This window comes from Luteibacter sp. 3190, from assembly GCF_031456385.1.
GTDB lineage: Bacteria > Pseudomonadota > Gammaproteobacteria > Xanthomonadales > Rhodanobacteraceae > Luteibacter.
Genome location: NZ_JAVDUO010000002.1, coordinates 659,507 through 684,935 on the forward strand (window position 1 = coordinate 659,507; position 25,429 = coordinate 684,935).

Consider the following 25,429-nt stretch of genomic DNA (forward strand, 5'->3'; position numbering starts at 1 on the left):
ACCTTCGGAGATCGCCATGCGCCACCTCGTTCGTCCCCTCGTCTTCGCCGCGCTCGGCTCGGCCGCCGTGGCCACGCCACAGCTGCGGGCCGCCACCGCCACGACCACGTTCAACGTGCGGATCACGATCACGGCGGCGTGCGACATCAGCACGACCGCACCGACCGACGTGAACTTCGGCACCCAGCCCTCCACGGCGACGAACGTCGACAACCAGGGCGCGCTCAACGTGAACTGCACCCCCAGCGCGCCGTACACGATCGCGCTCGACAACGGCCAGAACGGGACGAGCGCGACGACGCGCGCGATGACCAACGGGACCGCGCTCGTGCCCTACCAGCTCTACCGCAATCCGTCGCGCGGCGCGGCGGACATCTGGGGCAGCACGACGGGCACCGGCGGCAACGTGTTCGCCGGCAGCGGCACGGGGACCGTGCAGAACATTCCCGTCTACGGACGCGTGCCGAGCACGAACTTCCCGGCCGGCGCGTACACCGACGTCATCACCGCCACCATCACGTACTGACGGTGCGTCGATGCTCGCTCCCCGTTGCGAGAGCCATCGCGGTGGCCCTCGCGATGGCCACCGCCGCGGGGTCGCCGCCCGCCACCCGTGCGAGCGGCCTCCAGGTGTCGCCGATCGGCATGCGCTTCGCCGCCGTCACCCGCGCCGACGCGCTGTGGCTGACGAACACGGGCAACGACGCGATCCACGCGCAGGTGCGCGTGTTCCGCTGGACGCAGGCGGACGGCAAGGATTACCTGGAAGCGTCGCGCGATCTGGTCGTCAGCCCGCCCATGGTGACGATCGCTCCCGGCGATCGGCAGATGGTGCGCGTCATCCGTCAGATCGATCCTCCGGGCGATGGGAACGAAGGGGCCTATCGCGTGCTGGTCGACGAATTGCCGGTCGACGGAAAGGACACGGAGGGACTGAAGTTCGTGCTGCGGTATTCGGTGCCGGTATTCCTCGCGCCACGCGGCGATCCGACCGTCAAGGCGACGCTGCAGGCGAGCTGGGATGCCACGCCCGGCGGTTCGGTACTGCGCGTGCGCAACACCGGCACCGGCCACGCGCAGATCGCGGACGTGGTGCGGCAGGATGTGAAGGGGGACCGGATGTCGCTGCTGCCGGGTCTCGTCGGCTACGCGCTGCCAGGCGCCACGATGGAGTGGCGCGTGCCGGGTGCGACGCCACCGGGCGGCGGTGCCCTGCGCGCGAGGATCAACGGTGAGACGGCGGAGTCGACCCTGGTCGTGGACCCGGGCAGCCGCTAGCGTGCTGGCGTTCGAAGCGGGCGCCGCGCACGCCACGACGACCGAGGCACTCGCCGTGCCGCCGCCCCCGACGGTGGATCCGCGCGTGCGCACGGTCGGCGAGGACCTGTACCTGGAGGTCGTGCTCAACGGCAGCGCCACCGGCAGGCTCGTCCATTTCGTCCGCCGCGACGGCACGCTCTGCGCGACGCCGGCGGACCTGCGCGGCCTGGGCTTCGCCAGCGGCGCCGACGAGCGCGAGCAGTGCCTCGCGTCGATCCCGGACCTCCGTTACAGCTACGACGTGGCACGGCAGCAGGTGACGATCGACGTGCCGCCCGAGAGGCTGTCGCTGCCCACCACCGTGCTGAACCGCCCGGAGCGCAGCGCCATGAAGGCGGTCAGCGGCACCGGCCTGCTGCTCAACTACGACGTGTACGCCGCGCACGGCGACGGCCTCGGCAACGTGAGCGGCTATGCCGAACTGCGCGGCTTCAGCGACGGCCTCGGCGTGCTCAGCAACACGTCGCTGACCCGTCGCTATCAAACGCGCGAGGACGGATGGCGTGGCGGTACCGTGCGCCTGGACACGCAGTGGCGCCTCGCGTTCCCCGACCGCGCGCAGGCGTTGACGGTCGGCGACACGTTCACCGGCTATCTTTCCTGGACACGCGCGACGCGCATCGGCGGCATCGCGTACGGCAGCGATTTCGCCCTGCAGCCCTACACGGTCACGACACCGCTGCCGCAATTCTTCGGACAGGCGACGGCGCCGTCTGCCGTGGAGCTGTACGTCGACGGCGTGCGGCAATACAGCGGCCGGGTGCCCGCGGGCCCCTTCCAGCTCACCGCCGTGCCCGGGGTCGACCAGGCGGGCCAGGCGCAGGTCGTCCTCACCGACGCGCTCGGGCGCAGCAGCACGGTGACCTTTCCGTTCTATTCGGCGCGCCAGCTGCTGCGGGCGGGGCTGAACGACTGGTCGGTGGAACTCGGCAAGGTTCGCCAGGGCTACGGCATCGACTCGTTCGATTACGCCAGCGCGCCCGTCGTCAGCGGCACATGGCGCCGTGGCGTCGACGACCGCCTGACACTCGAATCGCACGTCGAGGCCGGCGACGGGCGGGGCACCGCCGGCGCTGGCGCGATCTGGAATCCCGGCGGCGCGCACCTGGTCAATGGGTCGTACGCCGTCTCGCGCGGTGGCGGCGCGCAGTACGGACTGGGCTACGCCTGGAACGGCCGCTACGTGAACGCGTCGTTCGACACCGTGCGCGGCGACGCACGCTATCGCGACGTGGCGGCCGGGTACGGATCGCCGCCGCCACTGGTGAGCGATCGCGCGTTGATCGGTTTCAACGTCCGCGACACGAGCTTCGGTGCCAACCTCGTGCGCCTGCGTTACGCCGGCCAGGAGGCGTCGCGTTACGCGGGCCTCTTCCTGCTGCGCACGCTCGGCGGCGGCATCTCGTTCAACGCGAGTTACAACCAGAACCTCGACGACGCGGCGGACCGCAGCATCTTCGTCGGCGTCACCGTGGCACTCGACCAGCGCACGACGTGGAGCACGTCCGTGCAGCGCGACCGCGGGCACACGGCGGGGATCGTCGACGCCAGCCGCCCCATCGACGGCGACGGCGGCTTCGGCTGGCACGTGCAGGGCCGCGGCGGCGCCGACGGTGGCGGGCTCGGCGAAGTGGGCTGGCTGGGCAATCGCGGGCAGCTCACGATCGGCGCGAGCACGATGGGTGCGTCGACCTACGGCTACGCGGACGCGAACGGCGCGGTCGTGCTGATGGGTGGGCATGCGTTCGCCGCCCGCCGCATCGACGACGCGTTCGCGCTGGTCACCACGGAGGGTGCCGCCGACATTCCGGTGCTGCTGGAAAACCGCCGGACCGGCGTCACGGATGCGCGTGGCCTGTTGCTCGTGTCGCGCCTCAACGCCTACCAGGACAATCGCCTCGGCATCGACCCGCTGGACCTGCCCGCCGACGACCGCGTCTCGCGCGTGGAAACCATCGTCGCGCCCGCCGATCGCTCGGGCGTCGTCGTGCGTTTCCCGATCCGGCGCGTGCGCGCCGCGTCGGTCATCCTCGTCGACGGTCGCGGGCAGCCGCTCCCCGTCGGCGCGCGTGTCGTCACATCAGCCGGCGAGGAGGCGTTCGTGGGCTACGACGGCCTCGTCTACCTCGACGACCTGCCGGGAGACACATCGCTCGAGGCCGAGTTGCCCGACCATACGCGTTGCCGGGCGCAGCTGACGTATCCGAAGGGCGCGCGCGACCTGCCCGAGATCGGCCCGCTCACCTGTCGGAGCGAGCCATGAAGTGGCTCGCGATCGTGCTGATCGGCATCGCCTCCCTGTTCGTGGCGGGGCGTGCGCAGGCGGTCACCACATGCAGCGTCACGAGCATCACCACGCTCGCCTTCCCGGCCGTGCAGCCGACAGGCTCCGCCGTCGACACGGTAGCGACGATCAACTACAGCTGCACGTATACCGGTGGGTTGCTCGGCGGCCTCTACGGCGTGTACCTCACCGGATGTCTCGGCATGGCACCGGACGACCAGGGCGCCGTGTCGCCGAGAACGATGATCAACGCCAGCAACGACCGCATGCGCTACGACATCTACAAGGACTCGCAGCGAACCAGCGTGCTCGGCCCCGTCGGTAACGCGACCTATGCACCGCTGCCCTTCCAGTTGCAGTTCACCATCCTGTCGAATCCGCAGACGCAGACCGGTTCGGCGACCGTATACGGGCGAATCCTGACACCGCAGCCGTCGCTCTCGCCGGGGAACTACAGCGCCACGCTGGCGGGGGGCGCCGCGGCCAACGGTATCGCGTGGCGGTACAACGAGGCGCTGCTCAGCCTCGGCACGTTTCCCGCCGGGTGCCAGACCGGCGGCGGCGGCGGTGGCACGGCCGCGGGGCCATCGTCGACCGTGACGTCCTCCGTGGCGAAGGCATGCACCATCACGACCGCCACGGCACTCGACTTCGGCAACGTGCCGGGTTTCCTTCGCACGCCATCCGATCAGACGTCGTTGCTGAGGATGACCTGCACGAACCGCTCACCGTTCCAGGTCGGACTCGACAACGGCCAGAATGCTTCGGGTTCGACGCGACGCATGGCCTCCGGATCGAGCTTCGTCGCCTACGAGCTGTATCGCGACAGCCAGCGCACGCAGCGCTGGGGCAACACGATCAACAGCGACACCGCGACAGGTACCGGCTCGGGGTCGGAGCAGACCCTCACCGTCTACGGCCGCGTCCCCGTGCAGCCGGCCGCCGCGGCGGGCGGCTACAGCGATACGGTCACCGTCACGGTGACGTACTGACCGTCGAGGTGTCAGAACACCACCGAGACACCGGCGGCCGCGCGCAGTCCCGCCTCGCCGGCACGGCCGGATCGCGTGCGACGGGATGCCTCCAGCCACACGCTCGTGCGCGACCACAGCTCGGCGCGCAGGCCGAGCGACGCCACGGTGGCAGCGCCCGCGCGGCCCGTGGCGAAGCGCTCACCGGAGAGCGTCGCACTCGCGCCCCGATCGGACGCTGCCTCGTAGCGCACGTCGAGATACGTTTCCCATGCGTAGAGCGTCCGCCCTTCGGGGGCGAACGGCATCGATGCGCGTGCGCCGATGCGCGACACCGCGCGGCGCGCGGAGGTCGGCGCGACGACGATGCCGTCGCGATCGGTGGCGCCGTGCGTCGAAAGCCACTGCGAAAGCCATGCGGCACCCGGTTCCAGCACCGCGTGCGTCCCCAGCTGCCAGCGCCAGGCGAGCGACAGCGAGGTGTCCAGCCCGTGCGCGCGTCGCGCAGGCAGCGTTTCGCCCCTGCCCGGCGCCGACACCGCCGTGACGTATCGCGTCGCCATGAGTCCGCCGGCCAGGCGCCAGCCGCCGTCGGTCGAGAGGCGCGTGAAAAGAGCGAGTCCCGCGACCGAGGTGGATGCCGAGGCGCGCCCTTCGGCGGCGGCCGTCCGCGCGAAGGACTTTCCGGCGAGGAGTCCGCCGCCCATTCGTAGGACATTGCCGTCCGTGCCAGCGACCGGCGTGTCCATCAGAAGCTGCAATCCACGATCGGTTCGTGCGTAGTCGACGCCGTAGTCGACGAATCCGAGGCTGCTCCGGTAGCGGCTGTCGCCGCCGAACGCCCTGGCGCGCAGCGCCGGCTCGCGCGCCTCGTCCGTGTCTTCCGCCTGCAACGCGTCGATCGCCGCGCGGCCGAATCCCATCAGCGCATGATCGTGCACGAGGTAGGCCGGCACCTGGGCCATCAGAGCCGCGCGATCGGGAACGCCGCCGCGCAATGCGTCCTGTCCCGGCATCCTCCCGTGGCGATCGACGCGGGTGCTTTGCAGACGGAAATCCCAGAACCCGCCTTCGCCGGCCACGAGGCGTTGCGATGGATCGGATACGTCGGGAGCGTATGCGTCCAGCTGGTATCGCCACGGGCCGACGGCGACGTGGTCGCCCGCGAGCCGGAACGCGTCGGCCGTGGCATGCCCGCCGACCTGCACGATGCTGATGCCGTCACTCGCGCCGTTCGGCCCCCGTGGCCTGGCCGTGTTCGCGCCAGCGCCACCCGTGTGCACGATCTCGACCGCGGTCGTGCCATCCACGTCGCCCGTGACGAGCAGGCGGTCGCTGCCCTGGCGTGCCAGCGTGCCGCCGGCATCGAGGCGTGTACGCAGGACGAGCGCGGCGCCGGGGTCCGCATGCCAGGTGCCCGCGCGCAGCGTGCCGAAGGCACCCGGGCGAGCGAGCGCGACCCGCCCCTCGGGGCCCACGCGAACCGTGTCGATGCCGCTGTCCGCGGTCATCGTCCATGTGCCCCGCTCGAGCGCGAACGAGGTGGGGCCGTGCGCCGCGCCGCGCCACGTGCTTCCGCTCAGCGACACGTCGAGCATGCCCGCTCCGCTCCGGATCATGTCGCCGGCCAGCGTGCTGTCGACGGCGCGAAGCACGAATCCCACGTCGCCGGTCTCGATGTGTCCGTGCGCGGCGCTGTCGCGCATCGTCACGGTGGCGGTGCCACCGTTCGAGAACCGGGTGTCGATCGCGTGGCCGCGCCCGGCATCGAGCACGCTACGGTCCAGGCGCGCGGATCCACCGCTGAGCGCGAGCGCGGTGCCGTGATCCGCGCCGATATCGATGCGCACCGTGTCGAGCCACGCGCTCGCATCGCGTTGCACCTGCAGGCCGGTCGACCGTGGCGCCCGCATCGAGACGCTGCTCGTGCTCAGCGCGAGCTCGGCACCGTCGACGGCGACGATGCCGTGGGAGCGACGCGTCGCGTCACCGGCCCCGCCGTGGCGGATGGAAAGACCCTCGCCGTCGACGGTGGCGCGTGCGCCGATGCGCAACGCGATGCTCCCCGGATCGGCGACCGCGATCACGTCGCCGGGCAGGAACTGCTCCGCGTGCCCGCGTTCGACCACGACGCCGCGCGTGAACTGCGCCGCGTGCCCGGGCGGCGCAATGCCGCACAGGATGGCGAGCGCGAGTACGTTGCGTCCGCGCGAACGAATGGCCATGAACGACTCCCTGCTTCGCGATAGAGGCGGAGCACGTTAGTCGTGGGACGTCGTGGCGTATGTCGGCCACCGGCGCGATGCGCGTAGGTGGCGCTCGCGTCAGTCGGGATCGCGCGACCAGTCGCCACGGCGCGGCTTCGCGCCATGCTTCGGTCCCGCCTTGCGCTTGAGCCGCGCTTCGAGCGTGGCCGCCTGTTCCTCGCGTTCGTCGTGCAGCTTCAGGTAATTGCGCCAGCGCTGCGGCGACAGCTCGCCCGACGAGAGCGCGGCTTGGATCGCGCAGCCCGGCTCGTTGCCGTGGCTGCAGTCCGCGAACCGGCATTGCGCGGCGAGCGCTTCGATGTCCGCGAAGAGGTCGAGGTTCTCCTCGCCCGTGAGCTTCAGCTCGCGCATGCCGGGCGTGTCGATCAGGCAGCCACCGGTCGGCAGACTGAGCAGCGCGCGGTGCGTCGTGGTGTGCCGGCCCCGGCTGTCGTGGGAACGGACGGCGCCGGTCGCCATGCGTTCTTCGCCGAGCAGGGTGTTCGTGAGCGTGGACTTGCCCGCGCCGGACGAACCCACCAGCACGGCGCTCATGCCCGGGCCGAGGTAAGGCGCGAGCAGCGCGACGGTGGACGGATCCTTCGCGTTGATCGCGTGCACCGCGGCGTCGGCGGGCAGGCGCGCCACCAGCGCGTCGAGCGCCGCCTGCACGTCGACGCCGGTATCGGCCTTGCCGAGCAGCACGACGGGACGGGCGCCGGAGCCTTCCACCAGCGTGAGGTAGCGCTCGATGCGCGACGGGTTGAAATCGCCGTCCAGGCCGGTGAGCACCAGTACGTGGTCGATGTTCGTGGCGATGATCTGCCGCTCGTAGCGCTCGCCGGCCGCCGCGCGGGTGAGCACGGAGCGGCGCGGCAGGATCGCCTCGATGACCGGATGGTTCGCGTGGTCGAGCAGCACGAAGTCGCCCACGGCCGGCCGTAGCGAAGGATCGAGGCCGCGCTTGAGGAAGACGCCGGCGGGCTGCGCGTTGAACGCGACCGAGCCGTCGTGCACCTCGTAACCGGCACGATGCTGCGCCACCACGCGCGCGAGGCGGCGTGGATCGTCCGGCAGCGCGGGGTCGCGCCAGCCGATACGGCGCAGGCGCGCCAGGTCCGGGGTGTCGGTCATGGGCGCGATTATGCCCGCTCCGCGGCCGTTTTCCGCCTCGCGGGCCCATCGGGACGCTGTTACGATCGGATGACGACCGCCGGGAAAGGGCCCGGCGGCGAGTTATGGAAGGCCCGACGTGTCCTCGATCAAGCCCAGCGCGCACCTGGCGGAAGTGCGCTACGAAATCCGCGGCGCCCTCACCCGGCGCGCCCGCGACATGGAAGCGGCCGGCCAGCCGATCATCAAGCTGAACATCGGCAACCCCGGCCGCTACGGGTTCACCACCCCGCCTCACCTGCGCGAAGCCATCGGCGCCCACCTCGTCGACAGCGAAGCCTACGGCCATGAGCAGGGCCTGGAAGAGGCCCGCGAAGCCATCGTCGGCCAGCAGCGCGCCCGTGGCGCCACGGGTGTCGACATCGAGCGCGTGTTCATCGGCAACGGCGTGAGCGAACTCATCGACATCTCGCTGCGCGCGCTGCTCCAGCCGGGCGACGAGGTGCTGCTGCCGAGTCCCGACTACCCGCTGTGGAGCGCCGCGACGATCCTCAACGACGGCAGCCCGCGGTATTACCGCTGCCTCGCCGAGAACGGCCACCTGCCCGACCCCGACGAAATCGACGCGCTGGTCGGACCGCGCACGCGCGCGCTCGTGCTGATCAACCCGAACAACCCCACGGGCGCGGTCTACCCGAAGGCGCTGCTCGAGCGCATCGTCGAGGTGGCCCGCCGGCACGGCCTGCTGCTGCTCTGCGACGAGATCTACGACGAGATCCTCTACGACGGCACGCCTTTCCAGCCGCTCGCGGCCGTCGCCGGGGACCATCCCTGCGTGAGCTTCGGCGGCCTGTCGAAGGTGCACCGCGCCTGCGGCTATCGCGTGGGCTGGATGAGTCTTTCCGGCGCACCGGCGCGAACCGCCGAGTATCGCGACGCGCTGCAGCTGCTCGCCGCGCTGCGTCTGTGCGCGAACGTCACCGCGCAGTGGGCGGTGCGTCCCGCGCTGCTCGACAAGCCGACCATCGGCGCGCTCACCGCCGCCGGCGGACGCCTGCACGAGGCGCGCCGCGTCGTTCTGGAGCACGTGGCCGCCAGCCCGTTCCTCGACGTCGTGGCGCCGGGCGGCGCGATCTATGCGTTCCCGCAGATCCGCGCCGACGCGATGCCCCACTTCGACGACACGGCCTTCGCGCTGCGCCTGCTCGAAGAGGAGAGCGTGCTCGTGGTGCCGGGCACCAGCTTCAATCTCTCCGCCAGCCGGCATCTGCGCCTGACGCTTCTGCCGGAGCCCGCGCAGCTGGCCGAGGTGTTCACGCGCGTCGACCGCGTGCTGACCCGCATGGCCGACGAAGCGATCCCCTCGGCGAGCGCCGTCGCCTGATGGCGCGGCCGACGTTCCTCGCCCTCGGCGACTCGTACACCATCGGCGAGGGCGTGCCGGCGGCCGGACGCTGGCCGGAGCAGCTCGCCGTCCGGCTGCGCGCGGACGGGATCGACGTCGACCCGCCGCGCATCATCGCCACGACCGGTTGGACCACGGACGAACTTTCCGCAGCGATCGATGCCGCCGCGCCGCAGGGGCGCTGGGGCCTCGTGACGCTGCTGATCGGCGTGAACAACCAGTACCGCGGCCGTGCCGCGAGCGAATACCGCGAGCAGTTCCGCCTGCTGCTGGAGCGCGCGGCGGCGTTCGCCGGCGACGCGCGCCGCGTCGTCGTGGTGTCGATTCCCGATTGGGGCGTGACGGCCTTCGCGGAAGGCCGCGACCGCGCGGCGATCGCGCGCGACATCGACACCTTCAACGCCATCGCCCGCGACGAAACGCTGCGCCTGCACGCGCGCTGGGTGGACGTGACGCCCGCCTCGCGCAAGGCCGGGGCGGCGCCGGACATGCTGGTGGCCGACGGGCTGCATCCTTCGGCCGCGCAGTACGCGCTCTGGGTGGACGCGATCCTCCCCGAGGCGAGCGCCGCGCTGCGCGAGCTGCCACGGCGCTGAAACACGGCCGCCATGCCGCGGTTACCTCGCGGCCCGAGACTGGGCACCCGGGACAACCCCGGGAACCGATGCCATGGCGAAGCTCACCTGCCGCAGCGCCTTCATCTCCGACGTGCACCTCGGCACGCCCGACTGCAAGGCGGCGTACCTCCTCGATTTCCTCCGCCAGGTCGATTGCGAGCGGCTCTACCTCGTCGGCGACATCGTCGACCTGGAGGCGCTCGGCAAGCGCCACTGGTGGCATTCCGACCACACGGCCGTGATCGCCGAACTCGTCGCGCTCGCCGCGCGCGGGGTCGAGGTGATCTACATACCGGGCAACCACGACTTCCAGATGCGCGGGCTCGCCGGCAGCACCCTCGCGGGCATCCGGGTGGAACTCGACGCCATCCACGAAGGTGCCGACGGTCGCCGCTACCGCGTCAGCCACGGCGACGAGTTCGACCCGGAACACGTGGGGCGCCGCTGGATCAACGCGCTCGGCGACACCCTGCACCGCTTCATCTGCTGGGCGAACCGGCGCGTGCATGCCGTGCGCCTGCGCCTCGAGCTGCCCTACCTGCCGCTTTCGATCATCCTGAAGTCGCACGTGGGCGCGGCGCTCGAGTACATCCGCGGCTACGAGAAGCGCGTCGCCGACGACGCCCGCGAGCGTGGCCTCGACGGCCACATCTGCGGTCACATCCACTTCGGCCACGTACGCCCCATGGACGGCGTGCTCTACCTGAACGACGGCGATTGGGTGGAGCACTGCACCGCCCTGATCGAGGACTTCACGGGCGCGATGGAACTGATCCACTGGACCGAGCGGGTGACGCCCCTGGGTCGCGCCAGCCGTGAGACGGTGCTCCCCTCGCCCGAGGCGGTGCGCGGGTTCGCGCCCCTGGCAGACTGCCGGGCGGACCTTTCCGCCCTCCGCGGGGTGTCGATAGCGGGTTGAAACGGACCGGATCGGGCCCATGTGCGATGGATGCCGGTAAAATGGCCCCTTTCCTTCCCGCGGTGACCCCATGGCCCTCGATACACCCACGCGCGAGCGCATCGAATCCCTGCTCGGCCAGCACGACGTCGTGCTGTTCATGAAGGGGACGCGCCAGCAGCCGATGTGCGGATTCTCCGCCGCGGCGATCAACACCCTCAACGACGTGATCCCGGCCTACCACACGGTCAACGTGCTGGAAGATCCGGAGATCCGCGAGGGCATCAAGGAATTCGGCCAGTGGCCCACGATTCCGCAGCTCTACGTGAAGGGCGAGCTCGTCGGCGGCTCGGACATCATCCGCCAGCTGTACACCAGCGGCGAGCTGCACACGCTGTTCGGTGCCACCCCGCCCGATCGCACGCCGCCGGAAATCACGATCACCGACAAGGCCGCCGAGGCCATCCGCGGCGGCATGGCCAACGCGCAGGGCCAGGCGCTGCACCTGGAAATCGGTCCCGACCACAGCGCCGGCTTCCAGCTCGCTCCCGCCGGCGACCACGACATCGTCGTCGTCGCGAACGGCATCGAGGTGCACTTCGATCCGGGCAGCGCCGCGCGCGCGAAGGGCATCGTGATCGACTGGGTGTCGACCGTGCAGGGCGAAGGCCTGAGCCTCAAGTTCCCGGGCGCCGTCGAGATCGCCTCGATGTCCGTGCAGGAACTGAAGGCGCGCGTCGACGCCGGCGACATCGTCCTCGTCGACAACCGCCCCGCGGTCTACCGTGCGCAGATCGCGCCGATCGCCTCGGCCCGCATCCTGGAGAACGAAGGCTACGAAGCCCTCGCCCAGCTGCCGAAGGACACGCCGATCGCCTTCATCTGCAACTCCGGCGTCTCCAGCGTCGACTCGGCCAAGCGCCTCGCCGCGCACGGATTCACGCAGGTCTACAGCGTCGACGGCGGCATGCAGGCCTGGATCCGCGAGATCGGCGAGTAAGCCTGTCTCCTGGCGACACGCGAACGGCGCCTTCGGGCGCCGTTCTTCGTTTCAGGCCATGGCGACCAGTGCGATCGACGTCGCAGCCTCGACCAGTTCGACAAGCGCGCCCGCCGTGTCACCGGTGAAACCGTCCAGCCTCCGCACCACGGCGCGACGCCATAGCCACGCCACGGCCGCGGCGGTGGCCAGCGCGACGACGCCTGCGTGGCCGAACGCGATGCAGGCCGCCACGGCGATGCCGAGCGCGGTGCGGCAGCCCCTCACCGGCGCGCCCCGCAGTGGATCGCCGAGGCCCGCCGCGCGCACGTAGGGCGTGGTGAGGAACCATGCGACGATGGCGGCGCGGCCCAGCAGGGGTGGCAGCAGGAGCCACCAGACGTTCGGCAGCGTCGCGAGCGCAGCGAACTTCAGCAGCAGCACGAGTACGAGCGCGACGACACCCGCGGGGCCGCTGCGTGGGTCCTTCATGATCGACAACGTGCGCTCGCGGTCGCCCATGCCGCCGATCCATGCGTCGGCACTGTCGGCGAGGCCGTCGAGGTGCAACGCGCCGGTCAGCGCGACCCACGCGACGAGGAGCAGCGCGGCGGCGGGCAACGCGGGCATGCCATGCAGCAACGCCGCCGCGCCGACGAGGAGGACGCCGAGCACGGCGCCCACGAGTGGATACCATTTCAGCGACGCGGCCTGCGCGGACCGGTCGACATGCGCGATGCGCACGGGCAAGCGCGTGAGGAATCCGAACGCGAGCGCGAGACCGCGCATCAGCGCGACCACGCCAGCGGATGCAGCGACGCGTGAGGGACGTCGATGCCGGCCATGTCGCCGAAGGACCGCGCCTCGGCGACGCAACGCAGGAGCCGGATCGCCCCGCCATGCGTCACGACGAGCACGTTCGCCGTCGCCGCTTCGACGGCGACGGCGTCCAGCGCGAGCGAGAGCCGCTCGCGAAAGGCCTCGAACGTCTCGGCGCCGGGCGGCGGGTGCGCCACGGGATCGGACCAGAAGCGGCCGAGCGCGTCGGCGTCGCGTTCCGCGAGCGTTTCGATGGGCACGCCCTGCCACTCGCCGAAGTGGTATTCCATGAGGCGCGGATCGATGCGCAGCGGCGTGTCCGTGGCCGCGGCGAGTTCCTCGGCGAAGCGCGCACAGCGCGCCAGTGAGGACGACACGATCCGATCCCATCGCCGGCCGCGTACCGCGCCGCGCAGCTGCGTCCAGCCCAGGGCCGAAAGCGGATCGTCGAGCTGGCCGCGGTAGCTGCGCTGAGCGGTGTCGCCATGACGGAGGAGATCGATGCTCATGCTTCCGACACCCCGGCTTCGGCGAAGGTGGCCATCGAGCCGTGTAGCGCGCAGGCGAGGCGGAGCAGCGGCACCGCGATCGCCGCGCCGCTCGCCTCGCCGAGGCGCAGGCTCAGGTCGAGCAGCGGCTCGGCGTCCAGCGCCGCGAGCACGCGCGCGTGACCGCGCTCGCGCGACCGGTGCGCGAAGACGAGCCATGGCCGCGCGTCGGGACGCAACGCGACGGCCGCCAGTGCCGCCACGCTCGCGATATGACCATCCACGAGCACCGGCACGCCGTGCTGCGCGGCGGCGACGAATGCCCCGGTCAGCGCCGCGACCTCGAAACCGCCGAGGCGGCGCAGCCATTCGAGGGGCGTGTCGGCGCCGGAATGGCGATGCAGCGCGCGAGCGATCACGTCGGTCTTGCGCGCGATGCCGGCGGCGTCGAGTCCAGTGCCGGCGCCCGCCAGCGTGTCCGGCGCGGCGCCCAGCAGCGCGCATGCCAGCGCGCTCGCCGACGTCGTGTTGCCGATGCCCATGTCGCCGCCGATGAAGATGTCGGTACCCGCGGCGAGCGACCGCCGCACGCTCGCCTTCCCCTCGGCGAGCGCGGCGTCGAGCTGCTCCAGGGTCATGGCGTCGTGCGTGACGATGTTGGCCGTGGACGGCGCGATCACCCGGCGGTACACGCCGGGCACGTCGCCGGGATCGTTCACCGTGCCGAGGTTCACCACGTCGAGCGTCGCGTCGAGTTCGCGCGCGAGCACGGCGATCGCGGCGCCGCCGCTAGCGAAGTTGCGCAGCATCTCGCCCGTCACGGCCTGCGGGTACGCCGACACCCCCTCGGCCGCGACGCCGTGGTCGGCCGCGAAGATGGCGATCCACACACGCCCGGCGGTGGGACGTTCGCGCCCCTGCAGGCCGGCCAGCTGGACGGCGAGGTCTTCCATCCGCCCGAGGGAACCGGCGGGCTTGGTCAGCCGCGCCTGGCGTCGTGTCGCGGCGGCGGCGGCGTCCTCGTCGGGAACGCGGCAGGGTGCCGCGAGCCAGTCGTTCATGGCGGTGTTCCTTTCAATGTCATGGGCAGGCCGGCGGCCACGAAAATCACGCGATCGCATCGCGCCGCCAGCGCCTGGTGCAGGCGGCCGGCTTCGTCGACGAAGCGTCGCGTGAGCTCACCGAGCGGCGTGATGCCGAGGCCGACCTCGTTGCTGACGAATACGACGTCGCCCGGTATGCCCGGAAGCACGTCGAACAGCGCGGCGAGCTCCGCGACGAGGCGCTCGCCGGTGTCGTCGGCGCCGAGGAGGTTGGAGAGCCAGAGCGTGAGGCAGTCCACAAGCAGCAGACGATCCGTCGCGGCATGCGCGCGCAGGGTCGCCGCGAGTGCGAGGGGTTCTTCGATCGATCGCCAGGACGCCGGTCGTCGCGCCCGATGATGTACGATCCGCGAGGCCATCTCCTCGTCGAACGCCTGCGCCGTCGCGACGTACACGACTTCCTGCGCGCTGTCCGATGCGACGCGTTCGGCCAGGGCGCTCTTGCCCGAGCGCGCGCCCCCGAGGATCAGCGTCAGCACGGTGTACCTCCCAGAAGTCGAGTCAGTGCCGCGACGTCCATGTGCGCGTCGACGGTGTCGGCCAGACGATCGAGCGTCGCCTCGCGCAAGGCCCGGATGTCGAACGCGGGTGGGCTCGACCCGGTATCGCCGAGCAGGAACGCGAGCGCGTCGGGATGATCGAACAGGCCGTGCAGGTACGAGCCCATGACGCGCCCGTCGTCGGACCGCGCGCCGTCCTTGCGCCCATCGTCCAGCGACACGGCGTGGCGCGCCATCCCCGGGCCTTCGCTGATGCCGCAATGAATCTCGTAGCCGCTCACCGCGGCGCCACCGAGGGCCAGCGTGCCGCGCACGTTGCGCAGCTGCTTCTCCGGCGCCAGCACCGTTTCCAGGTCGAGCAGACCGAGGCCGTCGGTCGATCCCGGCGATCCTTCGACGCCGCGTGGATCGTGGACCGCACGGCCGAGCATCTGCAGGCCGCCGCAGATGCCGATCACGCGACCGCCATAACGGACGTGGCGAAGGATGGCCGTGTCCCAGCCCTGCGCGCGCAGCCATGCGAGATCGGCCCGCGTCGACTTCGAGCCAGGCAGCACGACGAGATCGCACGCGGGGAACGCCTCCCCCGGCCCGACGAACACGCAGTCGACCTCGGGATGAAGGCGCAGCGCATCGAGGTCGGTGTGGTTGCTGATGCGTGGCAGCGCGGGCACGGCGACGCGGAGGCGTGCGGCGGATCGCGACACGCGCTCCCGCGGCAGCGCGTCCTCGGCCTCCAGCACGAGTCCATGCAGGTAGGGCAGCACGCCGAGGACGGGCTTGCCGGTCTCACGCTCGAGCCAGTCCACTCCCGGTTTCAGCAGCGCCATGTCGCCACGGAACCGGTTGATCACGAACCCCTCGACACGCGCGCGCTCGCCCGGACTCAGCAGCGCGAGCGTGCCGACGAGATGCGCGAAGACGCCGCCCCGGTCGATGTCCGCGACGAGGATCACCGGGCAATCGACCGCCTCGGCGTAACCCATGTTCGCGATGTCGCGCTCGCGCAGGTTGATCTCCGCGGGACTTCCCGCCCCCTCGACCACCACGGCGTCATACGCCGCCACCAGCCGCCCGTGCGAGGCGAGCACCGCCTGCATCGCCACGCGCTTGTACGCGTGGTAGCCGACGGCGTCCATGTTGCCGACCGGGTGGCCATGGACGATGACCTGGGCCCCGGTGTCGCTGTTGGGCTTGAGCAGCACGGGATTGAAATCGGTATGCGGCGCGACGCCGGCGGCTTGCGCCTGCACGGCCTGCGCGCGGCCGATCTCGCCGCCGTCGATGGTGACCGCCGAGTTGAGCGCCATGTTCTGCGGCTTGAACGGCGCGACCGCCACGCCGCGTCGTCTCAGCCAGCGACAGAGCGCGGCGACCACCGTGCTCTTGCCCGCGTCGGACGTACAGCCCTGCACCATCAGCACGCGCGCGCTCATCGCGTCACCTCGGCCAGCGCGCGATCCAGTCGAGCGAACGCCGCGTCGTCGCCGGGAAGACCGAAGCGCAGCGCGGACGGGTCGTCGAACGCGCGCACGAGAATCGCATGGCGTGCGAGGCGGTCGGCGATCACCGCGGCATCGTGGCGCCGCACGTACTGGAAGAAATCGCTGCCGCCATCCGGCGTCAGTCCGTGCCTACCGAGCAGCGTCGCGAGCCGGGTCGCCGCGTGGCGCAGGCACTCGCGCGCGGAAGCTTGCCACACCCGGTCGTTGAGCGCGCGCGTCACGACGTGGCGCGTCGGTCCGCTCAGCGTCCACGGACCGAGCATCTCCACGAGCGCATCGAGGATCGGCGGCGCCGCGGCGACGAAGCCCGCGCGGGCGCCGGCGAGACCGAAGAACTTGCCCACGGAGCGGAGCACGATCAGCCCATCGCGGGCATGGGGCGTGACGCTGTCGTCGGGCCGCGTGTCGATGAAGGCTTCGTCGACGATGAGCCAGGGGATTTCCTGTTCCCTCGCAGGCGTGGCGCGAGCACCCGTCGCGCCCGGGTGCGCTCCAACAGCGTCATGGAATGCGAGGATGTCGCTGGTGCCGAGCCACTCGCCGGTCGGATTGTTCGGGCGGATCAGGACGACGACGTCGAACTCGCCCGCGCGTTCGCGCAGGTCGGCCCATGGCAACGTCGTCACCGGGTGCCCCGCCTGCCGCCACGCGTGCGCATGTTCGGCATAGCCCGGCGCGATCACCGCCACGCGCGACGGTGCGCGCAGTCGCGGCAGCGCGGCGATCGCGGCCTGCGAACCGGCGACGGGCAGCAGGTGCGCGGTGCCGTAGTACGCGCGCGCGGCATCGGCGAGACCGTCATCCTCTTCAGGCAGGCGATGCCACGCCGCCGCCGGCATCGACGTGACGGGCCAGGCGAACGGGCTGATGCCGGTCGAGAGATCGAGCCAGGCCTCCACGGGCACGCCATAGCGACGGGCCGCACGGGCGAGACGACCACCGTGCTCAAGCATGCGAGGCGACTCCCACCACCAACGCCGCGACAAGCCACGCGACGACGCCGCGGTCGACGAGCCGCAGCGCGCGGACGATCGTCGTCGCGTCGGGCGGCGACCCTTCGCCGAGCTCGGGCCGCGGTTCCCAGCGGCCGTGGTAGGGCGCGGCGCCACCAAGACGAACGCGCAGCGCGCCCGCGCCCGCCGCCATGACGGGACCGGCGTTCGGGCTGTCCCACGCCGGGGCCTGGGTGCGCCAGCAGCGCAGCGCGGCGGATGTATCGCCCGTGGCGGCGTACGTCAGCGCAGTGAGACGCGCCGGGACGAATCCGAGGACGTCGTCGATACGCGCGGCCGCCCAGCCGAAGCGTTCGTAACGCGGCGTGCGGTATCCCCACATCGCGTCGAGGGTGTTCGCGAGCCGGAAGAGCAATGCCCCCGGCGCGCCCAGCAGGACGAACCAGAAGAGCGCGCCGAACACGGCGTCGTGGCCGTTCTCGAGCACGGACTCCGTGCCGGCCGCCGCGACGCGCGTGGCATCCAGCGCGTCGACATCGCGACTCACCATGCGCCCGACGGCCACGCGCGCCGCCGCGAGATCGTTCGCGCGCAGCGCCTCCGCGATGGGTCGCGCGTGATCGCCCAGGCTTCGCCGGCCGATGGCGAGATACAGGACCAGCACGTCGATCGCGAACGCGAGCGGCGCGCCGACGTTCGCGCGAAGCGTGTACAACGCCACGAAAGGTATCGCCACAGTGACGCTCCAGGCGACGACGCCCGCGCCACGGCCGTCGCGGTACAGACGCCGCTCCACATCGGTCGCGATCCGGCCGAAGCCGACCAGTGGATGGAAACGCCTGGCTTCACCCAGCAGCGCATCCAGTGCCAGTGCCAGCGTCATCGCCACCGCCATGTTCACGGCAGGAACAGTCGCGCCGCGGCGTCGGCGTTCGACGGGAAGTAGAAGTGCACGAAGCTCGCCGTCATGCGCACGCGGCGGTAGACCTTCTCCGTCGTCGGGCCGCCGTTCGGGTTGATCGCATCGGCGATCGGCGTCGCGTCGATCGACGCGCGCGCGTAGTGGAACGAGTGCCCGCGCAGCGTGCCCTCCGGCAACGCCGTAGCCTGCATGCCCAGCGCCGCGAGTCGCGGCTGCAGCGCGGCGTCGCCGGCGAGAAGGCCAGCCATGGGCGCGGCATGGCCCTCGCGATCGGCGAGGCGGTCCAGCGCATAGAGCAGGCCGCCGCATTCGGCCAGCAACGGGCGCCCCGCGTCGACATGCGCGTGCAGGGCCTGGCGCAGGGCGTCGTTGCGGGCGAGCGCGTCCAGATGCAGCTCGGGGTAACCGCCGGGCAGCCACACGGCGTCGCAAGGCGGCAGCGTCTCGCCCGCGACGGGCGAGAAGAACGTCAGTGTCGCACCCGCGGCTCGCAGCACGTCCAGGTTGGCGGGATAGAGAAAGGCGAACGCCGCGTCGCGCGCGATCGCGATGCGCACGCCGTCGAGCCGCACCGATGTCTGGATCGGTGCGGGTGGCGCGAACGGCACGGACGGAGGCAGGTCGGCAGGGCCCTGCGCCAGCCACGCGTCGGCGAGCGCATCGAGACGCGCGTCCAGATCGGTGAGCTCCTCCGCCGAGACGAGCCCGAGATGGCGCTCGGGCAGGGTCATCGCGGCGTCGCGTGGCAGCGTGCCGTACCAGTCGATGGCGGGACGCAGGCTCTCGCGAAGCAGCTGCGCGTGGTACGCGCTGCCGACGCGATTGGCCAGCACGCCACGCAGGACGAGGTCGTCGCGGTAAGTGGCCAGGCCATGGGCCAGCGCGCCGAACGTCTGCGCCATCGCGCTGCCGTCGATCACCGCGAGCACCGGAAGGCCGAACAAGACGGCGAGGTCGGCGCTCGATGGCGAACCGTCGAACAGTCCCATCACGCCTTCGACGAGAATGAGGTCGGCCTCGCCAGCCGCGTCGTGCAGGCGACGACGGACGTCCTGCTCGCCGCCCATCCAGGCGTCCAGCTGATACACCGGCGCGCCGCTCGCGCGCTCGAGGATCATCGGATCGAGGAAGTCGGGCCCCGTCTTGAAGACCCGCACGCGGCGACCGAGGCGCGCATGCGCACGCGCCATCGCCGCCGTGACGCTCGTCTTGCCCTGTCCCGACGCGGGCGCGGACACCAGCAACGCGGGGCAATGGCGTGTCAAAGCTCGATACCTTTCTGCGCGCGGATGCCCGCCTGGTAGGCGTGCTTGACCACCCGCATCTCGGTGACGGTGTCCGCGGCCTCCACCAGGGCGTCCGGCGCGCCGCGCCCCGTAACGACCACGTGTTGCGAGGCCGGTCTCGCCTTCAGGGCATCGAGCACGCGTTCCAGCGGGATGTAGTGCTTGACCAGCGCGATGTTGAGTTCGTCCAGCAACACGAAATCGTAGGACGGATCGCCAAGCATGCGCTCCGCGACCTCCCACGCGGTCATCGCCGCGGCGACGTCACGCGCCTTGTCCTGTGTCTCCCACGTATATCCCTCGCCCATCACGTGGTAGTCGAGCGGACCGTCCTCGAACATGCGGAAGAACGCCTCTTCGCCGGTGGAAAAACTTCCCTTGATGAACTGCACGACGCCACAGCGGAACCCGTGGCCAAGCGACCGCGCCAGCATACCGAAGCCCGACGAGCTCTTCCCCTTGCCGTTGCCGGTGTTCACCACCAGCACGCCGCGGTCGATCGTCGCTTTCGCGATGCGACGATCGACCAGTTCCTTCTTCCGCCGCATGCGGTCGCGGTGACGCGCCTCGTCATCCATGTCGCGCCATGGCGTCGCATCGTTCATGCGCGGGCGGCCCTGCCGTCGCGCGCACCCGGGGCGAAGCGGAACAGCAGCGCCTGCACGACCTGCGCCGCGAGGACGTACGCGGCCGCCGCGCGCACGAAGAGCGGCGCCCACTGCAGGAAGCGCTGGACGTACTGCGTCGCGTTGGGCTCCGTGTAACGCCCGCCGAGCCAGTAGAACGCGCCGTTGGAGATGGCGTACGACAGCGTCGCGCTGACGAGCAGCCCGCCGAAGACGATCAGGTGCGACTTCAGCGAGCCGTCGTAGCGCGGCGCGAGCAGGCGGCCGGCGTACCAGAGCATGGCGTAAGCCAGCGGCATGAACGAGTACGCGACGGTGATGCAGAAGTCGCTCACGCCCGCGTAACTCACCGAGTACCAGTCGACGAGCACCGACAGGACGACGAAGCCGACGAAGGCCAGGTGCTTGCGCAGGTAGATGCCGCCGAGGAAGAACAGCGCCATCGACGCGTCGGGCAGGTGCAGGACATCGCCGAAATGGTGGAAGCGCGTGCCGATCATGAGCAGCGCGAACAGCGCGGCGACGGCGGCGAACAGCGGGCGTGACAACGGTTTCATCGCATGACCTCGGTAGGTGGTTTACGAACGCGACTGGTAACGCAGCGTGAGCATCCAGTTGCGGCCGGGCTGGTTGAACCAGCGCGCGGTCTCGTAGTGCCGGTCGAACACGTTCTTCGCGGCCAGCTCGACCTTCCACGCGGCGTCGATCGCGTAGGCCATGCGCAGGTCGGTCAACGCATAGCCGCCCAGGCGATGCAGGTTGGCCGTGTCGTCGTAGCGATACCCGGAGCCGAACACGCTGGCGCCGACGCTGAGGGCGCCGAAGCTGCGATCGACGTCGATGTTCGCGGTACGGCGCGCGCGACGCGGCAGGAGGTTGCCGCGCCAGGCGTCGTCGCCGCGATCTTCCGGCTGCAGCCACGTGGCGTTGCCGGCGAGACGCCAGTCGCCGAGGGTGGTGTCGCCGGACAGCTCGACACCGCGGATGCGCGACTTGTCGATGTTGTTGGCGCCGCCGAACGGGAACAGCGGGCCGGTCAGGCTCGAGTCGAACACGATGAGGTGATCAATGCGGTTCTGGAACGCGCTGAACGACCAGTTGCCCCAGCCCGGCGTGCCACGCAGCCCCAGCTCCCAGTTCCGCGAGGTTTCCGGCTGCAGGTCCGGATTGCCGTAATCCGGGTAGTACAGGTCGTTGAACGTGGGCGCCTTGAACGCCGTGCCGTAGCTGCCGGTAACGCGCAGCGACTTCGTGAGCGCGTAGCCGTATTGCAGGCTGCCCGTCGTCTTTCCGCCGAACTGGCTGTTCTCGTCCCGGCGCAGGCTCGCCTGCAGCGAGTTGTCGCCGAACTCCTGCTGCCACTGCGCGAACAGGGCGTGGTTGCGCCGGGCGTCCACGAAGTAATCGGTGCTGCCCACGACGCGGTCGCGCTGCCAGTCGAAGCCGAGGGTCGTGAGGCCGGCCGCGCCACCCACACGGCCGATGTCGGCCTGCAACGAGGCGAGGTCGCGGTGCGTGTTGAACGTGTCGGCATAGTCGCCATACAGGTAGTCGGTGGACAGGTCTTCGCTGCGACCGACGTTGGCCGTCACGAGCACGTCCTTCGCGGGCTTGTACCTCACGCGACCGCCAAGCACCTGCGTCGCCGACTCCGCGAAGTTGCTGCTGGTGCCGTCGTAGTGGTTGCGACCCTCGGTGCGCGTCGCGGTCGCGTCGGCGTCCCACTGTTCGTCGAAGCGCCAGCCGCCCTTCAGCGACAGCGCGTTGTTGCGGTAGCCGTCGCGATCCGGTTCGTACGTGTAGCAACCCGCGCCGCGCGGACTGGGCTTGCCGCGGCACGCGTTGATGCCGTCGGTCTTTTCATGGCTCGCCTCCACCGAATACCAGCCCTGCGTGCCGCGGCCGGCGAAGCCCACCGCGCCACGCAGCGTGTCGTAGCTGCCGACGCCGACGGAAACATTGGGTACGAAAGCGCCCTGCGGATGGCGGGTGAAGATCTGGATGACGCCGCCGAGCGCGTCCGAGCCGTACAGGCTCGAATAGGGACCGCGCACGATCTCGATGCGCTCGATCTGGTCGACGGGAATGTCTTGGAACGCCGCGGTGCCGGAGGTCGCGGAGCCGATCTTCACGCCGTCGACGAGCACGAGCACGTGATCCGATTCCGTGCCGCGGAGGAACACGGACGTCGACTTTCCGGGCCCGCCGTTGTTCGCGATGGAGACGCCCGGCGTGGCGCGGAGGAGGTCGGCGAGGGAACGCGGCTGCAGGCGTTCGATCTCCGAGCGATCGATCACGGTGGACGCGGCGAGTACCTGGTTCTGGGTCTGCTCGGTGCGGCTGGCCGTGACCACGACACCGTCGAGGTCGGAGGAGGCGTCGGCGGCGAACGCCGCGACGGGAACGACGAGACCCGACGCGATGGCGACCGCGAGGGTGGAAGAACGAAACGACACTGGGTGACTCCCTGCGAACCGCACCGACCCGTGCGGCATGAATGGCGAGGGACGGACGCAGGAAGACGCGGGACTGCCGGCCGACGGCCAGCCACCCACGACATGGCCCTCCGCCTGTCCGGTGAACCCATGGCCGGTCTCCGGGCTCGCGAGCGCAGGGATGGAACCCTGCCGGACGGCGCCTTCCCATGTCTCACGGACACAGTGGCTTCGATGCCGACCTCGTTGCTCGCCTACCGTTGCGGGGGCAGCTCCGGAATGGCGCGAGGCCTCAAGGCCACGCGCGTCACCGGATTCCCGTTTCAATCCGTGGCGCTGGCGCCGTGGATCACCTTGGGAGGCGGCATTGTAGCGGAAGCGTGACGACGGCGGTCACGCCAGCGCAGCACGGGGCGTTCCACCGCGTAGTGCAGCACCGCGCCGCCGGCGAGCGTCGCGACGGCATAGAGGACGAAACGCGCGAAGCGATGGCCGTCCAGATGGCCGTCCAGAGCGGACGCGACGAGCGTGAAGACGCCCTTGTGGCTCAGGTAGAGGCTATACGATGCCGCCGCGAGCCACGCCGTGCCAGGCACCCGCAAGCGCGCCAGCCAGGTGTCGCCACTGGCCGCCGCGACGAACAGCGCCATGGCGAGCGCAAGCAGCGGATAGCCCACGACGCAGGGCCAGAAGTCCGTCCGCGCACCATCGAAGAGGACGAGTGCCAGCGCCAGGAGTGTCACCGCGGCGAGCAGCACGGTGCCCGCCCGTGCGTGCAGAAAGGCCATGGTCGCCGGCCGATAGACGCGGCACGCCGCCAGCACCACGCCCGCGAGCAGGCCGTCGAGGCGCGACCAGGTCGGATAGTAGAGGTAGCGCAGGTACGCCAGGCCGACGTTCGCGCCGGTCGCGCGCAGCGGCGCGATCTCGTGCTGCCATAGCCATGCCCGCAGGCACATGCCGCCCACGATCACCACCGTGCACATGACGACGAAACGCGCAGGTGACGATCCGCGGCTGCCAAGGATGGCGAGAAAAGGGAACAGGAGGTAGAAGTGCTCCTCCACGCAAAGCGACCAGACATGCGAGAAGGCGTAGTTGTCGCCGTTGTCGAAGAGCAGGTTGAAGGTGAAGGTCGGGAACTGCCACAACGGCTGCATGCCCGGCGTCTCACGCCAGGCGGGCCAGCATGCGTAGAGCGCCAGCACGACGACGAACGCCGGAAGAATACGCGTCGCCCGACGCATGTAGAACGCGGACAGGTCGATCGTCCCCCGAACGCGCAGCGCCGCGAGCACCTGCGAGCCGATCAGATAGCCGCTCAACGCGAAGAACAGGTCGACGCCCATCCACCCGGAACGCTCCAGGAACCCCAAACCATCGCCTAGTCCGCCGACCAGGTAGCTGTGGAACAGCATCACCCAGACGATGGCGATCGCGCGCAGCGTGTCGAGTCCTGGCGTGCGTGGCATGGCGTGTAACCCCCTGGCGATCGGACCATCATCGCGGCGGCGAAGGCGTATTCCCTGCTCCGACTGTGGCATTTCGCAGGCACGCCCACCGACTCGGCCCTCGCGGCAACCCGTTGGAGCGGACCTGGCCGCGATCGGCGTCGCGACCACCTCCCGCGAAAAGCATCGCGCCCAGGTGCGCTCCAACCCGCCTTCGTTGGAGCGGACCTGGCCGCGATTCGGCGTCGCGACCACCTCCCACGAAAAGCATCGCGCCCAGGTGCGCTCCAACCCGCCTTCGTTGGAGCGGACCTGGCCGCGATTCGGCGTCGCGACCACCTTCCACGGAAAGCTTCGCGCCCAGGTGCGCCCCAACCCGCCTTCGTTGGAGCGGACCTGGCCGCGATTCGGCGTCGCGACCACCTCCCACGAAAAGCATCGCGCCCAGTTGCGCTCCAACCCGCCTTCGTTGGAGCGGACCTGGCCGCGATTGGGCGCTACGACCACCTGGACGACGCGGGCCGCGCCTTCAGCGAGCGACGGCAAGCCTCCGTTTAACTCCGTACACGCATTGGCACATCGTTCGATATGCCCCATCGATCAGGAACCGCGCGACTTCGCCTCGGCAGGACCTCGCTACCTGGCCAGGTCTACCTGCTTACGACCGCCGTCAACCGGCGATATCCGCTATTCGCTTGCATCGCATCCGCACGGGCGGCGAGTCGCGTCTGTCATGACGCGGCGACGTGGGGCGACGCGGAGTGCCTCGCGTGGGTCCTGATGCCTGACCACTGGCATGGGCTCGTGCGACTCCAGGATCAGTCGCTTTCGACGCTGATGAGCCGGTTCAAGGCGTCGTCAGCGCGTGCCGTCGGGCGAGGACCCATCTGGCAGCGCGGGTTCCACGAGAAAGCGCTTCGATCGGAGGACTCGGTGATCAAGGCGGCGAGATACATCGTCGCCAATCCACTGCGCGCGGGCCTGGTCTCGTCCGTGAACGACTATCCGTACTGGAACGCCGTGTGGCTGTGATCGCTGCCCCATCCTGCGATCGCGCCCGGGTGCGCTCCAACCCGCCTTCGTTGGAGCGGACCTGGCCGCGATCGGCGTCGCGACCACTTCCCACGAAAAGCATCGCGCCCAGGTGCGCTCCAACCGGCCTCCGTTGGAGCGGACCTGGCCGCGATCGGCGTCGCGACCACTTCCCACGAAAAGCATCGCGCCCAGGTGCGCTCCAACCGGCCTCCGTTGGAGCGGACCTGGCCGCGATTCGGCGTCGCGACCACTTCCCACGAAAAGCATCGCGCCCAGGTGCGCTCCAACCGGCCTCCGTTGGAGCGGACCTGGCCGCGATCGGCGTCGCGACCACTTCCCACGAAAAGCATCGCGCCCAGGTGCGCTCCAACCGGCCTCCGTTGGAGCGGACCTGGCCGCGATCGGCGTCGCGACCACTTCCCACGAAAAGCATCGCGCCCAGGTGCGCTCCAACCGGCCTCCGTTGGAGCGGA

22 protein-coding genes, 1 pseudogene and 1 riboswitch are annotated in these 25,429 nt (G+C 70.5%); of the genes and pseudogenes, 9 read left to right on the forward strand and 14 right to left on the reverse strand.

The window, feature by feature from the left end:
• Window positions 1–16 precede the first annotated feature (16 nt).
• The 4 genes from J2X58_RS12885 to J2X58_RS12900 are packed head-to-tail and all read left to right on the forward strand — an operon-like array spanning window position 17 to window position 4,596.
• Entirely contained in the window at window positions 17–526 is a 510-nt protein-coding gene (locus J2X58_RS12885) for a spore coat U domain-containing protein (protein ID WP_090056021.1), read from the forward strand.
• A gap of 53 nt (window positions 527–579) precedes the next feature.
• The gene (locus tag J2X58_RS12890; protein ID WP_310048635.1) at window positions 580–1,278 is read left to right on the forward strand and encodes a molecular chaperone; all 699 of its coding nucleotides are present in this window, start codon (window positions 580–582) and stop codon (window positions 1,276–1,278) included.
• A 1-nt stretch (window position 1,279) separates the two neighbouring features.
• On the forward strand, window positions 1,280–3,583 hold the full coding sequence (locus J2X58_RS12895; RefSeq protein WP_310048636.1) for a fimbria/pilus outer membrane usher protein: 2,304 nt from the start codon (window positions 1,280–1,282) through the stop codon (window positions 3,581–3,583).
• On the forward strand, window positions 3,580–4,596 hold the full coding sequence (locus J2X58_RS12900) for a spore coat U domain-containing protein (protein ID WP_310048637.1): 1,017 nt from the start codon (window positions 3,580–3,582) through the stop codon (window positions 4,594–4,596). The genes J2X58_RS12895 and J2X58_RS12900 overlap by 4 nt, the downstream gene beginning before the upstream one ends.
• A gap of 11 nt (window positions 4,597–4,607) precedes the next feature.
• Here the strand turns inward: J2X58_RS12900 and J2X58_RS12905 are convergent, their stop codons facing one another.
• Complete coding sequence (locus tag J2X58_RS12905; protein ID WP_310048638.1) at window positions 4,608–6,800, reverse strand: autotransporter outer membrane beta-barrel domain-containing protein; 2,193 nt, start codon at window positions 6,798–6,800, stop codon at window positions 4,608–4,610.
• Window positions 6,801–6,899: 99 nt separating this feature from the next.
• Complete coding sequence (rsgA, locus tag J2X58_RS12910) at window positions 6,900–7,955, reverse strand: ribosome small subunit-dependent GTPase A (protein ID WP_090056008.1); 1,056 nt, start codon at window positions 7,953–7,955, stop codon at window positions 6,900–6,902.
• A gap of 118 nt (window positions 7,956–8,073) precedes the next feature.
• Between rsgA and J2X58_RS12915 the strand changes: the two genes are divergently transcribed.
• The 4 genes from J2X58_RS12915 to grxD all read left to right on the forward strand — a co-directional run bounded on the left by J2X58_RS12915 (window position 8,074) and on the right by grxD (window position 11,854).
• On the forward strand, window positions 8,074–9,318 hold the full coding sequence (locus J2X58_RS12915) for an aminotransferase class I/II-fold pyridoxal phosphate-dependent enzyme (protein WP_090175264.1): 1,245 nt from the start codon (window positions 8,074–8,076) through the stop codon (window positions 9,316–9,318).
• On the forward strand, window positions 9,318–9,935 hold the full coding sequence (locus J2X58_RS12920) for a GDSL-type esterase/lipase family protein (RefSeq protein WP_310048640.1): 618 nt from the start codon (window positions 9,318–9,320) through the stop codon (window positions 9,933–9,935). The genes J2X58_RS12915 and J2X58_RS12920 overlap by 1 nt, the downstream gene beginning before the upstream one ends.
• 73 nt (window positions 9,936–10,008) lie before the next feature.
• Window positions 10,009–10,875 (forward strand): UDP-2,3-diacylglucosamine diphosphatase, encoded by an 867-nt coding sequence (locus J2X58_RS12925; protein WP_090056001.1) that lies wholly within the window; start codon window positions 10,009–10,011, stop codon window positions 10,873–10,875.
• A gap of 70 nt (window positions 10,876–10,945) precedes the next feature.
• Window positions 10,946–11,854, forward strand: coding sequence for a Grx4 family monothiol glutaredoxin (grxD, locus tag J2X58_RS12930; RefSeq protein WP_090055998.1), 909 nt, complete (start codon window positions 10,946–10,948; stop codon window positions 11,852–11,854).
• A gap of 51 nt (window positions 11,855–11,905) precedes the next feature.
• Here grxD and J2X58_RS12935 read toward each other — a convergent pair whose 3' ends face one another.
• From J2X58_RS12935 to J2X58_RS12990, 12 genes and pseudogenes are all read right to left on the reverse strand, one after another.
• Window positions 11,906–12,625, reverse strand: a complete 720-nt coding sequence (locus J2X58_RS12935; RefSeq protein ID WP_310048673.1) for an adenosylcobinamide-GDP ribazoletransferase — start codon at window positions 12,623–12,625, stop codon at window positions 11,906–11,908.
• Window positions 12,622–13,161 carry a histidine phosphatase family protein gene (locus J2X58_RS12940; RefSeq protein WP_310048642.1) on the reverse strand — a complete coding sequence of 180 codons (540 nt, stop codon included), beginning with the start codon at window positions 13,159–13,161 and terminating at the stop codon, window positions 12,622–12,624. The genes J2X58_RS12935 and J2X58_RS12940 overlap by 4 nt, the downstream gene beginning before the upstream one ends.
• Window positions 13,158–14,201: a nicotinate-nucleotide--dimethylbenzimidazole phosphoribosyltransferase gene (gene cobT, locus J2X58_RS12945; protein ID WP_310048644.1), complete on the reverse strand. Its 1,044-nt coding sequence runs from the start codon at window positions 14,199–14,201 to the stop codon at window positions 13,158–13,160. Before cobT ends, J2X58_RS12940 begins: the two co-directional genes overlap by 4 nt.
• Window positions 14,198–14,722, reverse strand: a complete 525-nt coding sequence (gene cobU / locus J2X58_RS12950; RefSeq protein ID WP_310048646.1) for a bifunctional adenosylcobinamide kinase/adenosylcobinamide-phosphate guanylyltransferase — start codon at window positions 14,720–14,722, stop codon at window positions 14,198–14,200. The genes cobT and cobU overlap by 4 nt, the downstream gene beginning before the upstream one ends.
• Window positions 14,716–16,179, reverse strand: coding sequence for a cobyric acid synthase (locus J2X58_RS12955; protein WP_310048648.1), 1,464 nt, complete (start codon window positions 16,177–16,179; stop codon window positions 14,716–14,718). The genes cobU and J2X58_RS12955 overlap by 7 nt, the downstream gene beginning before the upstream one ends.
• Complete coding sequence (gene cobD / locus J2X58_RS12960; RefSeq protein ID WP_310048650.1) at window positions 16,176–17,201, reverse strand: threonine-phosphate decarboxylase CobD; 1,026 nt, start codon at window positions 17,199–17,201, stop codon at window positions 16,176–16,178. The genes J2X58_RS12955 and cobD overlap by 4 nt, the downstream gene beginning before the upstream one ends.
• Complete coding sequence (gene cbiB, locus J2X58_RS12965; protein ID WP_310048651.1) at window positions 17,194–18,084, reverse strand: adenosylcobinamide-phosphate synthase CbiB; 891 nt, start codon at window positions 18,082–18,084, stop codon at window positions 17,194–17,196. Before cbiB ends, cobD begins: the two co-directional genes overlap by 8 nt.
• 14 nt (window positions 18,085–18,098) lie before the next feature.
• On the reverse strand, window positions 18,099–19,388 hold the full coding sequence (locus J2X58_RS12970) for a cobyrinate a,c-diamide synthase (RefSeq protein ID WP_310048653.1): 1,290 nt from the start codon (window positions 19,386–19,388) through the stop codon (window positions 18,099–18,101).
• Window positions 19,385–19,987 (reverse strand): cob(I)yrinic acid a,c-diamide adenosyltransferase, encoded by a 603-nt coding sequence (cobO, locus tag J2X58_RS12975; RefSeq protein WP_345784563.1) that lies wholly within the window; start codon window positions 19,985–19,987, stop codon window positions 19,385–19,387. Before cobO ends, J2X58_RS12970 begins: the two co-directional genes overlap by 4 nt.
• Window positions 19,988–20,010: 23 nt before the next feature.
• Window positions 20,011–20,592 carry a hypothetical protein gene (locus J2X58_RS12980; RefSeq protein ID WP_310048657.1) on the reverse strand — a complete coding sequence of 194 codons (582 nt, stop codon included), beginning with the start codon at window positions 20,590–20,592 and terminating at the stop codon, window positions 20,011–20,013.
• Window positions 20,593–20,613: 21 nt separating this feature from the next.
• Window positions 20,614–22,491, reverse strand: a complete 1,878-nt coding sequence (btuB, locus tag J2X58_RS12985; RefSeq protein WP_310048659.1) for a TonB-dependent vitamin B12 receptor — start codon at window positions 22,489–22,491, stop codon at window positions 20,614–20,616.
• Between the two features lie 113 nt (window positions 22,492–22,604).
• Window positions 22,605–22,842, reverse strand: a riboswitch (cobalamin riboswitch).
• Between the two features lie 11 nt (window positions 22,843–22,853).
• Window positions 22,854–23,942 (reverse strand): annotated as a pseudogene (locus tag J2X58_RS12990) (acyltransferase); the annotation flags it as partial.
• Between the two features lie 567 nt (window positions 23,943–24,509).
• Here J2X58_RS12990 and J2X58_RS12995 point away from each other — a divergent pair.
• Window positions 24,510–24,953 (forward strand): transposase, encoded by a 444-nt coding sequence (locus J2X58_RS12995; protein ID WP_310048660.1) that lies wholly within the window; start codon window positions 24,510–24,512, stop codon window positions 24,951–24,953.
• Window positions 24,954–25,429 lie beyond the last annotated feature (476 nt).

What these genes read in the sequence shown, in the direction of transcription:
- cobO (WP_345784563.1), bottom strand. Translation starts at nt 19,987, where the DNA reads ATGGATGACGAGGCGCGTCACCGCGACCGCATGCGGCGGAAGAAGGAA.
- J2X58_RS12890 (WP_310048635.1), top strand. Translation starts at nt 580, where the DNA reads ATGGCCACCGCCGCGGGGTCGCCGCCCGCCACCCGTGCGAGCGGCCTC.
- cobT (WP_310048644.1), bottom strand. Translation starts at nt 14,201, where the DNA reads ATGAACGACTGGCTCGCGGCACCCTGCCGCGTTCCCGACGAGGACGCC.
- J2X58_RS12995 (WP_310048660.1), top strand. Translation starts at nt 24,510, where the DNA reads ATGCCCCATCGATCAGGAACCGCGCGACTTCGCCTCGGCAGGACCTCG.
- J2X58_RS12940 (WP_310048642.1), bottom strand. Translation starts at nt 13,161, where the DNA reads ATGAGCATCGATCTCCTCCGTCATGGCGACACCGCTCAGCGCAGCTAC.
- J2X58_RS12885 (WP_090056021.1), top strand. Translation starts at nt 17, where the DNA reads ATGCGCCACCTCGTTCGTCCCCTCGTCTTCGCCGCGCTCGGCTCGGCC.
- cbiB (WP_310048651.1), bottom strand. Translation starts at nt 18,084, where the DNA reads ATGACGCTGGCACTGGCACTGGATGCGCTGCTGGGTGAAGCCAGGCGT.
- J2X58_RS12920 (WP_310048640.1), top strand. Translation starts at nt 9,318, where the DNA reads ATGGCGCGGCCGACGTTCCTCGCCCTCGGCGACTCGTACACCATCGGC.
- grxD (WP_090055998.1), top strand. Translation starts at nt 10,946, where the DNA reads ATGGCCCTCGATACACCCACGCGCGAGCGCATCGAATCCCTGCTCGGC.
- J2X58_RS12980 (WP_310048657.1), bottom strand. Translation starts at nt 20,592, where the DNA reads ATGAAACCGTTGTCACGCCCGCTGTTCGCCGCCGTCGCCGCGCTGTTC.
- cobD (WP_310048650.1), bottom strand. Translation starts at nt 17,201, where the DNA reads ATGCTTGAGCACGGTGGTCGTCTCGCCCGTGCGGCCCGTCGCTATGGC.
- J2X58_RS12905 (WP_310048638.1), bottom strand. Translation starts at nt 6,800, where the DNA reads ATGGCCATTCGTTCGCGCGGACGCAACGTACTCGCGCTCGCCATCCTG.
- J2X58_RS12900 (WP_310048637.1), top strand. Translation starts at nt 3,580, where the DNA reads ATGAAGTGGCTCGCGATCGTGCTGATCGGCATCGCCTCCCTGTTCGTG.
- J2X58_RS12955 (WP_310048648.1), bottom strand. Translation starts at nt 16,179, where the DNA reads ATGAGCGCGCGCGTGCTGATGGTGCAGGGCTGTACGTCCGACGCGGGC.
- J2X58_RS12925 (WP_090056001.1), top strand. Translation starts at nt 10,009, where the DNA reads ATGGCGAAGCTCACCTGCCGCAGCGCCTTCATCTCCGACGTGCACCTC.
- rsgA (WP_090056008.1), bottom strand. Translation starts at nt 7,955, where the DNA reads ATGACCGACACCCCGGACCTGGCGCGCCTGCGCCGTATCGGCTGGCGC.